Source organism: Paenibacillus sp. An7, assembly GCF_009870785.1.
Taxonomy (GTDB): domain Bacteria; phylum Bacillota; class Bacilli; order Paenibacillales; family Paenibacillaceae; genus Paenibacillus.
The window spans coordinates 61,983-73,179 of sequence record NZ_WTWX01000019.1 but is presented as its reverse complement, the minus strand read 5'-3'; the positions used below and the strand labels follow the sequence as shown (position 1 = coordinate 73,179).

Genomic DNA, 11,197 nt, shown 5'->3' with positions numbered 1-11,197 from the left:
ACGGTGGTGTGAGAGGTCGGCTACTCTTCTAATGGGTAGCCTCCTACTCGATTATATTATAAAGCTTCAATCGCAATTTGTTCATAGAAAAGTTTGCGATACTGCGAAGGAGTGAGTTGTTTTTGTTTCTTGAATAGAGTAATGAAATAACTGAGATTATCAAATCCGACTTCGAGAGCAATATCAACTATTTTATAGTTTGTATTTTCAAGCAGCTTGCAGGCTTTCTGTATTCGATAGTGATTAATATAATCAATAGGGCTTTTCTGTACCATCTGTTTAAAAAAACGACAGAAATGTCCTTCGCTCATGTTAAGGTGAGAGGCTAAATCTTTCAGCTTCATGTTTTCACTATAATGCTCATGTATATAACCCAGGATGGCTTTAATCCGGTCAATTTTGTCGGGGCTGCCTGCAACCCCCCCAGCTTTTTCATCAAGCTGCATTTGTTCGAACATGTTAGCGAAGATCAGATACAAATGAGCTTTTGTAGAAATTTCGAGCGTTCGGCTCTTTACCTCGTGATCATGCAGAATCTGGTGGATGTGATGAAGAATTGAAGATCCCCATGCTGTGCTTTTCTTAATATGGCGCGGAGGTAGGAGTCTCTTTGTCAGTAACGGATCAAATAAATTCTCCTGCAAAGCATCATAGGAAGGCCCGGCGAGCCACCTTGAATCAAATACAATGGCTGAAAAAATACAGCGTTCGTCACCTAACAGATACCCGGCATGAATTTCTCCGCTTCCTACAAAGATCGCGTCCCCTGCGGTAACCTCATATACATTCATATCTACATGAAATACAGCAGTACCCTGTTCCATGAGTATAATTTCCATCTCATCATGCCAATGGCAATCAAGAATACTGTCCCCATTTAGCTGATTTACTTTTGGATATACACTGACAGGAAATAAAGAATGTCCATGGACTCTATTTTCACGAAGCAATTCTTTGTTCATATGAACTGTTCACGCCTCTCTTTTTCACATATAAATCTTATATAATTGCAATCGCTTCCATTATTAGGTCCGAGTGGACAAAGAAACAGCTAAGAATAGCTGGAAATATCAGAATAGTGATATTATTCATCAAAATATCGTAAGAAAAAACCAAATGATATCAATATCATTATAGTATAACTGAAGGGGGTAAGAAACAATGAAATTTACAGACGGATTCTGGCTCGTACGCGAAGGGTATCAAATTCAGAACCCCGCTGATATTCGCGACATTGTTCAAAAGGGAGATTCAATTACGGTATATGCGGCTACAAAACGTATCTTGGTAAAAGGGGATACCTTAAATGGTACGCTGCTTAAAGCGACGTATAGTTCACCAATGCCAAACGTTATTAAGGTAACTTTGAACCATCATAAAGGGAAAGTAGATCATGGTCCTGCTTTTCAAATTTATAATCAAGATACAGATGTATCTATTCATAAAGATGAGCAAGGTGCAGTACTTCAAAGCGGTAAATTAAGTGTTCATGTGGACAAAACGAACGGATGGGATATACAGTTTCAATATGATGGCAAGCGCATCACAGGCAGTGGAAGCAGAGCAGCTGGATATATCACAGGTCCTAATAAAGAAGCTTATTTCCGTGAACAACTCGATCTGGGTGTAGGCGAGTACATATATGGACTTGGCGAACGTTTCACCCCTTTTGTCAAAAATGGTCAAGTCGTAGATATTTGGAATGAAGACGGCGGTACAAGCAGTGAACAAGCCTATAAAAACATTCCTTTTTACCTATCAAATAAAGGTTATGGTGTATTTGTTAACCATCCTGAGCGTGTCTCTTACGAGGTGGCATCCGAGAATGTGTCCAAAGTACAATTCAGTGTGGAAGGTGAGACGCTTGAGTACTTCATTATAGGCGGTGATAATCCAAAAGACGTGCTGAATAATTACACTGCTTTAACAGGTAAACCAGCATTGCCGCCGGCTTGGACATTCGGTCTGTGGCTGACGACTTCCTTCACTACCGATTATGATGAAGCGACAGTAAATCATTTTGTTGATGGTATGGCAGAGAGAGACTTGCCGTTATCTGTATTCCATTTCGATTGTTTTTGGATGAAAGAATATCAGTGGTCTGATTTTGTATGGGATGTAGACATGTTCCCAGATCCAGAAGGGATGATTCGCAGACTGAAAGATAAAGGTCTCAAAATTTGTGCTTGGATTAATCCTTATATTGCCGAAAAATCCTATCTCTTTGATGAAGGTATGGAGAATGGATACCTGGTAAAAACAGCGGACGGCAGTGTATGGCAATGGGATCTATGGCAAGCAGGCATGGGACTTGTTGATTTCACAAATCCGGATGCAGTGGAGTGGTATAAGAGTAAACTGTCTGTCCTCATTGACCAAGGCGTAGATTCTTTTAAAACGGACTTTGGTGAAAGAATTCCAACCGATGTTGTGTATTATGACGGATCAGATCCGGTGAAAATGCACAATTATTATACTCAATTGTATAACAAAGCGGTATTTGAGTTACTTGAAGAGAAACTCGGTAAAAATGAGGCAGCACTCTTCGCGCGTTCCGCAACAGCGGGTGGACAGCAATTCCCGGTACATTGGGGGGGGGATTGCTCAGCAACATATGAATCCATGGCGGAGTCCCTTCGAGGCGGTTTGTCTCTAGGATTGTCTGGATTTGGATTCTGGAGTCATGATATCAGTGGATTTGAAAACACGGCACCAGCGGATGTATATAAACGCTGGGTTCAATTTGGATTGTTATCTTCACACAGCCGTCTGCACGGAAGTACTTCATACCGTGTGCCTTGGCTATTTGATGATGAGTCCGTTGATGTAGTTCGTGATTTCACGAAACTCAAAATCAGTCTCATGCCTTATTTGTTCCATGCAGCTAAAGATTCAACGGTTCAAGGTATCCCAATGATGCGGGCTATGATGCTGGAGTTCCCGCATGATGCGGCTACATTTGGGCTGGATACACAGTACATGCTTGGAGATTCCATTCTTGTTGCACCCGTCTTTAATAGAGAAGGAGACGTAAACTATTATCTCCCTGAAGGAACATGGACGAACTTTCTCACTGGAGAAAAAGTGAAGGGTGGAAGATTCATTCAAGAAAACCACAGTTTCCGTACCTTACCGATGATGATCAAACCAAATAGTCTGATTGCAGTCGGTGCGGTTAACGATGTTATCGAATATGATTACGCAGATGGAGTAACACTGCATTTGTTCGAGCTGGCAGATCAAGCTTCTGCAATAGCAAAAGTATTCAGCACGAAAGCGGAAGAAGAACTGACGGTAACTGTTATTCATGCAGGTTCCCAGCTAGAAGTAGCCGCGGCAGGAGCAGGAAAAGCGTGGTCTCTCGTATTACGTGATATTCATGAAGTATCTGGAGTAAAAGGAGCTTCCGTATCCAAAGGAGATCTTGGCCTTATAATTACACCTGAGGAGAACAACGGAACTTTTACGATTGAAATTTAAAATAATGAGTAAGGAAGGCGATGCATAAGCGCATTGTCTTCTTTTTGTGTTTACTAACAAAAACGAAAACTGCATAATTTTGAAGCGATGTAACCATATTAAGAAAGTCGTTTGAACTTAATTTTGTTTCGTATCTTGAATCATAATTAGGGTCAAATGAATAACCTAAGCAGCTGAGGTGGGTATGTAATGAAAGATAAGAAATGGGATCTAGCTGCTCTTGCCTCTATTCCGCTTATTATGACTTTAGGCAATTCAGCACTAATCCCAATCTTACCGCAGATCGGAAAAAAACTGGGGGTTTCTACCTTTCAAGTGAGCATGTTGATTACAGTTTATGCTGTAGTGGCTATTATTTTGATTCCCATAGCTGGGTACTTATCGGATCGTTTTGGAAGAAAAGCGATCATCATTCCCTCTCTTGCGATTGCTGCTATAGGCGGGGCTATTTCAGGCTTCGCTGCCTGGTTCATGACAGACGGAGCGGCTTACTGGACAATTATAGGTGGAAGATTACTGCAAGGTATCGGTGCAGCAGGAGCCTTTCCGATTGTTATTCCACTTGTAGGGGATATGTTTGATGACGAAAAAGAAGTAAGTGCAAGTTTGGGGATTGTTGAAACATCCAATACTTTTGGTAAAGTGCTCAGCCCGATCATTGGAGCAGCGCTTGGGGCCTGGATATGGTATTCACCATTTTTAATGATTCCCACACTCTGTATCATTTCATTATTACTTGTCATTTTTTTAGTGAAAACACCCAAAAAACATAAAGAAGTACCACCTTTGCGGCAATTTCTTCGCTCCCTTAAAGAAGTCATGGTAGAAAAAGGGCGCTGGCTATACGCCATTTTTGCGGTGGGATGTATTTGCATGTTTGTTATTTTTGGTGTGCTTTTTTACTTATCTGAAATCCTTGAGAGCAAGTATGGTATAGATGGCATAACAAAAGGATTTGTACTGGCAATTCCGCTAGCTATGCTTTGTTTATCCTCTTTTGTGAGCGGTAAAATCATTGGCAGTCATAAATCCCGAATGAAGTGGATCGGGTTTATTGGACTTGTCATTTTGACAGCCGCTTTATTTACCATGGGTTTTTCAAAATCCATTTATTATGTAGTGGGCGTTTTTACAATTGGAGGAATCGGTATTGGCGCAACTTTGCCATGTTTGGACACGCTCATTACAGAAGGGGTAGAGAAGGAACATAGAGGTACAATCACTTCTTTATTCAGCAGTATGCGCTTTATCGGGGTGTCTCTTGGGCCGCCTGTCATTTCGCTGCTGTTAAATACCTCACATTTTGTACTGTTCTCTATACTAGCAGGGGTTGCAGCTATAGGAGCGTTACTCACATTGTTTGCAATAAAACCGAAACAAAATGAAGGAACCGGTTCTGGAAAGAATACAGGCAGTAAGCATTATCGGTTAGGTGGAAAAAGTTTCATTCGAATTAAGCGTAAAGCATAACATAACAAAGCCCATTCCTTCAGTTTAAAGAATGGGCTTTTAACGAGGATGACATCTGTGGTTATTGTAGTATTATTTCTAGAGCAGCTCTGCTCAGGAAGGGGCTTTCGCCCTCCTATCCTGTTACTTTGAGCTGTTCTTCTGTTCGTGTACTTCTTCTTGTTGTTTTTGCACATGAGTGTGGTATTCATTCAATACTCGGAGAAAAACTTTCATGTCTTCTTCGGGAATAATCTCAGCAAAATCTGAATTTAATTTCTCTTCAATAGGAAGAATTAAGCGGCATAGATGAGCACCTTCATCCGTAAGAAATAGTTCATATGCTCTGCGATCGGCAGGGTTCGGTTTACGAACGACTAGATTTTTCTTTTCCAGCATGTCAATAATCCGTGTAGTCGTTGGTTGATCCTTATAAGCTCTTGCGGCAATTTCCCGTTGATTCAAACCTTCGTGAGAGTAGATGTGAAATAGAACAGACCATTGCTCCGTAGTAATCTCATATTGTTTCAAAAGTTGATTCATTAGATGAACAGAACGTCTATAAGCAACGCCGAGCATAAATCCAAGCGAATGTTCAAGTGTAAACTTATTCAATGTGTTAGTTAATCCTCTCTATAAAATACTTGTTATACTAATATTATTGACTGTTTCTATCCATGTCAAAAAAATTTACAAATAACGTTATATAAAAATTTCCCAGATTAAACAAAATTTTTAGTGTTAACTATATAACAAAGCATTAAAGTTTCTTATAATCTAAGAGTGAACTAAAATGAGAGAAGAGGGATTCCATTGACGAATAAGGACAAGCTGACTATAAAAAGAGCCGAAAAAAAGGACATACCTGCACTTGCTATTTTATTTGATGAGTACCGTGTATTCTATGAGCAGCCGTCTGATCCAAAGCATGCTGAAGCTTTTCTAATGGAGAGAATGGAAAAAGAGCAGTCTGTCATTTATTATGCTGAGATAAAAGGAACAGACGAGCCTGTCGGTTTTGTGCAACTTTATCCCTCATTTTCGTCCGTTTCCCTTCAGTCTCAGTGGATCCTAAATGATCTCTATGTAAGAAAAGAAGTGAGAAGATGGGGAGCTGGAAGAGCTCTGCTGCAAGAAGCAGAACATATGGCCCGCCTTACAGGAACAAAGGGACTAGCTTTATCCACTTCAGTACATAATAGTGCAGCTCAGAAGTTGTATGAATCTGAAGGATATATAAGAGACAACAAATTTTATCATTATTATCTTCTCACAAGATCTTGATTGTATACCCAGGGGTTCATTGTAATCCGAAGAATCCTTATGGCATAATACAGCTACGGAACATAAGGGGGGATATCTGCTGCACTGGATTGCAATGCTTACCATGTTGATTGATCATATAGGTGCTATTTTTTATCAGGATGAAGGTATATTTCGGATTATTGGAAGGTTTGCCTTTCCGATCTATGCGTTTTCGACATATCTTGGTTATAAATACACAAGGAATATGAAACGCTATACTTATCGTTTACTTTTGCTGGCTATCATTTCGCAGATCCCATTTATGCTTGCTTTCCAGCACTCGAATTTGAATGTAATCTGGACACTGTTGTCCTCGCTGCTTGTTCTTCAGCTGCTGGATAAGTCCCAGAGTATAATCGTTAAAGTTCTGATCGTTATAATTTGTGGTATTCTCATGGAATTATCCACGATGGACTATGGGATCTATGGCCTCTTTCTGGTTCTCATCTATAGATACACCGAAGGTATGGTTATGGTGGGTGCTCATTTGCTGCTTAATATCGCGGATATGGTGGTATCTGAACTTCAAATCTGGAGCACGCTAGCAACGGTATATATTGCTTTCTTAATGGACAAGGGAGCTTCCTTTCGCTCTACTGTTCCGCGCTGGCTATGGGTAAGTTTCTATCCCTTACATCTTGCGGTACTTGCCGTTATTCGAATCGTGTAATACGGTATAAAAGCTTCCTATATATAATAGGTGATATACAGTACATATCTTGTGCTGTTTTTTCTATGGTGTTATTCCTTCATGAATATGAATCGGTTACAATAGAACATAAGTTGAATCTATTCCACGAAGTGGTATGATGATTTGTTTTGCTAAACATAGATTGGGAGTTGAGAATTTAGTGGAACTAAAAAAGGCAGCAGCAGAAAGAGCAGTAGATTTCGTTAAAGATGGAATGAAAGTAGGACTAGGTACAGGATCTACGGCATATTGGGCTATTAAACGACTAGGCGAAAGAATTAAGGAAGAAGGACTTAATATTCAGACAGTAGCTACCTCCAAAGCTTCTGAGGATCAGGCGCGGGAATTGGGAATCCCTCTTATTCCTTTTGCTGAGATGGGTAGACTCGACCTTACGATCGATGGTGCTGATGAAGTTGATGGCAGATTAAATCTGATTAAAGGTGGCGGCGGTGCACTTCTGCGGGAGAAAATTGTGGCCACGAACAGCAGACGGCTGATCATTGTGGTAGATGAGAGCAAAGTTGTTCATACGCTTGGTAAATTCCCATTGCCTGTTGAGATTGTTCCGTTTGCACATGAATGGACATTTCAGGCACTGGATCAGCTTGGCTGTCGTCCACAGTGGCGCATGAACGGCGAAGAGAAATATGTGACGGATAACGGAAACTATATTGCAGACTGTCTGCTTGGACGCATCTCTAATGCAGAGGGACTTAATCAAAAGTTAAATATGATTCCGGGTGTCGTTGATAATGGTTTGTTCGTCGATCTGGCAGATACCGTGGTAGTATCACACAGTGACGGGTCAATTGAGCTCAAAAAAAGGTAACTTTTTTAAGAGAGGAAGATAAGTCATCGGACAAATTCTCGGGAAACTAGATGATGTAATTCTACGTACCATTGAAGAAAAAGATTTCGATGATTTATATCATTTCATACATGGTGAAACAAATCCAGAGTGGAAAAAGTGGGATGCACCCTATTACCCCTTAGTGCATGAGAGCCGGGAAGATTTTCGTAAAACAGTTGAAAAGGCGACCTCAAAGGAAGTGCCTTCTTGGGTCATTATGGAAGTGAACGGTCAGATTCTAGGGACTTTATCCTACTATATAGAAGATTCTCAGTCGATGTGGATCGAGACAGGAATAGTGATGTACAAAGCAGCAGACTGGAATAAAGGGTGCGGTACAAAAGCCATGAAATGCTGGATTACTTATCTGTTTCAGAGTCTCCCTATTGTCCGTATAGGTCTTACTACATGGTCTGGAAATGTAAGAATGATGGGTGTGGGTACAAAGCTCGGGATGCAAGTAGAAGGTCGTATGCGGATGTGCAGAATCGTAGATGGAATCTATTATGATTCAATCCGAATGGGGATGTTGCGAGAGGAATGGGAAGCACACCATTTATGTTGATGATTCACACCATGATCCAATTTTAACGTGGAAACAATGGATATTTTTATTGATAGAGGCTATTGGAGGCAAGGTTATGTCTAATTTACGCGATGAGAGAGATTTGTCGCTTCAGTTGTTTGTGGTTCTAGCTAGAGCCTATAACGCTGTAACTGCAAGATCTAATCGAGACATTCAGAGTCATGGTCTGAATACGACGGAGTTCGGAGTGCTTGATTTGTTATATCATAAGGGACCTCAGCCCCTGCAAAAGATTGGGGAAAAGGTACTTATGTCAAGCGGTAATATTACTTATGTAGTGGACAAGCTGCAAAGCAAAAATTTGCTACTACGCAGAGCTTCCTTGGAAGATAGAAGGGTAATCTATGCAGAACTGACGGATGAGGGAACTGCTTTTTTTGAGCGTATTTTTCCAGGCCATCATGAAGTCATTAAAGAAGCAGAGCAAGGACTAACCGATGATGAAAAAATAGAAGCGATTCGTCTGCTGAAAAAGCTAGGATTATCGGCGAGTGGACAAGAAATAGAAAGATGAAATTCGTATGTTAAACCGACCTTAGCAAGGTCGGTTTTCTTTTGATTGAAATTGCCAATTACTTGCATGTTGTTTTATAGTGTGGGACAATTAAGTAATTGTAATTGAGATACAGTCTGAAAAAAATGGATTTCTGTTTGATTTTAGATTTTTATAATTAAAACGAAACAAGATACAAAATATAGCCTGAGTTTTTTGGCAGAGAGTGTTATGATGAAGAGTCCCTCTCTTTTTACACAATATGTATCTTGGCTAAAATTATTAGTTGCGAGGTATCAAGTAACAGAGGAAGACCTGCGTATTAACTTTACTTTAATTAAAGAAATCTTAGAACGAACATATAAAGAGTCAGACGGGGATATCTTACTTCCTTTTAATATTGACCCAGAGCTTTGGAGAGAAGTTGGGGCAGACGGGTATGCTCATGATGCCGGTAGTGCGATTGAAGCAGCTTATTCCCTGCTTTCTTCCAATTGAAGAATAAATCCTGCTTCGTGTTTCATTATAGGTGATCTATAAGAGAGGAGGGATGATGTGCCCTCAAAATTTAATGAACACGAGCTGACAAAACTGAGAAATATCATTGCTGAACTTAACAGGGAAATAATTAAGAGTAAAGAGCATGAGCAGACAGTACTCAGTGAATTTTCAAGTATGAATGACGATCTGGTTACGTTACAGAGGAAACTTCCCAAAAACAATTTCAGACTGAATGAAGCAAAAAGTGAATTTCTGGCCTTACTGAGTCATGAGTTTCGAACGCCTTTGAATGGAATTATAGGGATGGCTGAAATCTTATTAATATCATCGCTTACGGAGGAACAACGGCAATCGGTTACGGTTATTCAGGAGTCATCTCAACTTTTGCTCTATTTAATAAATGATATATTAGATCTTTCAAAGCTTGAAGCAGGAGAAATGAAATTAAATCCTTCCGAGATGAATCTACGAAGCATTTCGAAACATGTCAATATGCTTCTATCTGCAAAAGCTTACAAATCTGGTAATCAACTGTATACAGAGATTGATGACTCATTAGCTGACACGTTAATTGGTGATAGTACCAGGGTAACTCAAATACTCATGAATCTTGTTGGTAATGCCATCAAATTTACACAGGACGGATCAATTTATACACGAATTCGGGTTTTATCTGAATCAGATCAGAAACAAAAGCTTCGAATAGAAATTTCAGATACTGGAATTGGCATTACGAAGGAAGATCAGTCTAAATTGTTTAGACCTTATGTCCAGACATCTGATGGACAACAGTCTAAGTATGGTGGAACCGGACTTGGACTCTGTATTAGCAAATACTTTGTAAATCTGATGGATGGTCAGATTGGTGTCATCAGTGATTATGGAGAAGGTTCTACTTTTTGGATCGAAGTCTCTTTTGAAATAAAATCTAACGGCGAGGCGATGATTCCCACTGCGAATGAATCGGAAATGAACCGTTTAACAGCGATAGCACTTGAGACCACGGACTGCATCCAGTGTTCTCCTCTTGAACATCCAATCCTAATAGCAGAAGATAACAGTATTAACCGTAAGGTTGTTCTTGTTCAGTTAGAGAAGCTTGGAATTACAAATATAGATACGGTGGAGAATGGAGAAGAAGCGGTTGCCGCTTATCTCAGTAGACCGTACTGCGCTATACTAATGGATCATATGATGCCGAAGCTTGATGGAATAGAAGCGACAAAAAAAATCCGCCAGATCGAACAGGATGAAATGCGCCCGCATACACCTATTATCGCCCTCACGGGGAATGTTACAGAGAGGCAGCGTAAAGAATGTCTCGAGGCAGGTATGGACGATTACTTACCTAAGCCAATCACTCTAGAAACACTGCGGGAAATGATGCAGAGATGGCTTCCTGAAATGCATGATAATTCTATTCTAAATGAGGAAGTGGTCATGGAGCTATTGAACCTTAGTGAGGACAAGAAGGGAGAGTTATTAGAAACCTTGCTTGATATGTATCAAGCGGATACGCCGAGCAAAATAGATCAATTGATTCATCATATTAATAATAATCAATATAGTGAAGTAATCAATACTGCACACGACTTGAAATCGAGCAGTCTTAGTTTGGGAATTGAACATCTCTCCTTGCTGTTAGGAAAGATAGAAACATCGGCAAGAATGGGTTGTCTTGAAGAACCTAAACGATTGATGGAACTGTTGGTACCGGCTTACGAGAAGGCTTGCATGGAGATTAAGAAGGTTCTTTCATCAGTACATCAATAATACAAATTTTATGAAAAAGGTATCTGCTTCGTCATTAGGATACCTTTTTTTGTGCGCTGAAAAACA

General features: G+C 40.1%; 11 protein-coding genes. 9 read left to right on the top strand and 2 right to left on the bottom strand.

Features of this window, described 5'->3' with window-relative positions:
• Positions 1-56: 56 nt before the first annotated feature.
• Positions 57-962 carry a helix-turn-helix transcriptional regulator gene (locus GQY27_RS17315; protein ID WP_160036507.1) on the bottom strand — a complete coding sequence of 302 codons (906 nt, stop codon included), beginning with the start codon at positions 960-962 and terminating at the stop codon, positions 57-59.
• A 199-nt stretch (positions 963-1,161) separates the two neighbouring features.
• Between GQY27_RS17315 and yicI the strand changes: the two genes are divergently transcribed.
• Positions 1,162-3,480, top strand: a complete 2,319-nt coding sequence (gene yicI / locus GQY27_RS17310) for an alpha-xylosidase (RefSeq protein WP_160036506.1) — start codon at positions 1,162-1,164, stop codon at positions 3,478-3,480.
• Positions 3,481-3,669: 189 nt separating this feature from the next.
• Complete coding sequence (bcbE, locus tag GQY27_RS17305; protein ID WP_160036505.1) at positions 3,670-4,950, top strand: bacillibactin exporter BcbE; 1,281 nt, start codon at positions 3,670-3,672, stop codon at positions 4,948-4,950.
• Positions 4,951-5,073: 123 nt separating this feature from the next.
• Here the strand turns inward: bcbE and GQY27_RS17300 are convergent, their stop codons facing one another.
• On the bottom strand, positions 5,074-5,544 hold the full coding sequence (locus GQY27_RS17300) for a MarR family winged helix-turn-helix transcriptional regulator (RefSeq protein WP_236570646.1): 471 nt from the start codon (positions 5,542-5,544) through the stop codon (positions 5,074-5,076).
• Positions 5,545-5,742: 198 nt separating this feature from the next.
• On the opposite strand from GQY27_RS17300, the gene GQY27_RS17295 reads away from it, so the two are divergent.
• The 7 genes from GQY27_RS17295 to GQY27_RS17265 all read left to right on the top strand — a co-directional run bounded on the left by GQY27_RS17295 (position 5,743) and on the right by GQY27_RS17265 (position 11,131).
• A complete protein-coding gene (locus tag GQY27_RS17295) occupies positions 5,743-6,213 on the top strand; it encodes a GNAT family N-acetyltransferase (protein WP_160036504.1) in 471 nt (156 codons plus the stop codon).
• A 76-nt stretch (positions 6,214-6,289) separates the two neighbouring features.
• A complete protein-coding gene (locus GQY27_RS17290; protein WP_328803023.1) occupies positions 6,290-6,904 on the top strand; it encodes a TraX family protein in 615 nt (204 codons plus the stop codon).
• Between the two features lie 181 nt (positions 6,905-7,085).
• Positions 7,086-7,757 carry a ribose-5-phosphate isomerase RpiA gene (gene rpiA, locus GQY27_RS17285; RefSeq protein ID WP_160036503.1) on the top strand — a complete coding sequence of 224 codons (672 nt, stop codon included), beginning with the start codon at positions 7,086-7,088 and terminating at the stop codon, positions 7,755-7,757.
• 25 nt (positions 7,758-7,782) lie between these two features.
• The gene (locus GQY27_RS17280; RefSeq protein WP_160036513.1) at positions 7,783-8,343 is read left to right on the top strand and encodes a GNAT family N-acetyltransferase; all 561 of its coding nucleotides are present in this window, start codon (positions 7,783-7,785) and stop codon (positions 8,341-8,343) included.
• A 76-nt stretch (positions 8,344-8,419) separates the two neighbouring features.
• The gene (locus tag GQY27_RS17275; protein WP_160036502.1) at positions 8,420-8,878 is read left to right on the top strand and encodes a MarR family winged helix-turn-helix transcriptional regulator; all 459 of its coding nucleotides are present in this window, start codon (positions 8,420-8,422) and stop codon (positions 8,876-8,878) included.
• Between the two features lie 210 nt (positions 8,879-9,088).
• A complete protein-coding gene (locus GQY27_RS17270) occupies positions 9,089-9,355 on the top strand; it encodes a hypothetical protein (protein ID WP_160036501.1) in 267 nt (88 codons plus the stop codon).
• 57 nt (positions 9,356-9,412) lie between these two features.
• A complete protein-coding gene (locus tag GQY27_RS17265) occupies positions 9,413-11,131 on the top strand; it encodes an ATP-binding protein (RefSeq protein ID WP_160036500.1) in 1,719 nt (572 codons plus the stop codon).
• The last annotated feature ends 66 nt before the right edge of the window (positions 11,132-11,197 follow it).

Coding starts and splice junctions, on each gene's coding strand:
- GQY27_RS17315 (WP_160036507.1), bottom strand. CDS start 962: ATGAACAAAGAATTGCTTCGTGAAAATAGAGTCCATGGACATTCTTTA.
- yicI (WP_160036506.1), top strand. CDS start 1,162: ATGAAATTTACAGACGGATTCTGGCTCGTACGCGAAGGGTATCAAATT.
- bcbE (WP_160036505.1), top strand. CDS start 3,670: ATGAAAGATAAGAAATGGGATCTAGCTGCTCTTGCCTCTATTCCGCTT.
- GQY27_RS17275 (WP_160036502.1), top strand. CDS start 8,420: ATGTCTAATTTACGCGATGAGAGAGATTTGTCGCTTCAGTTGTTTGTG.
- GQY27_RS17270 (WP_160036501.1), top strand. CDS start 9,089: ATGATGAAGAGTCCCTCTCTTTTTACACAATATGTATCTTGGCTAAAA.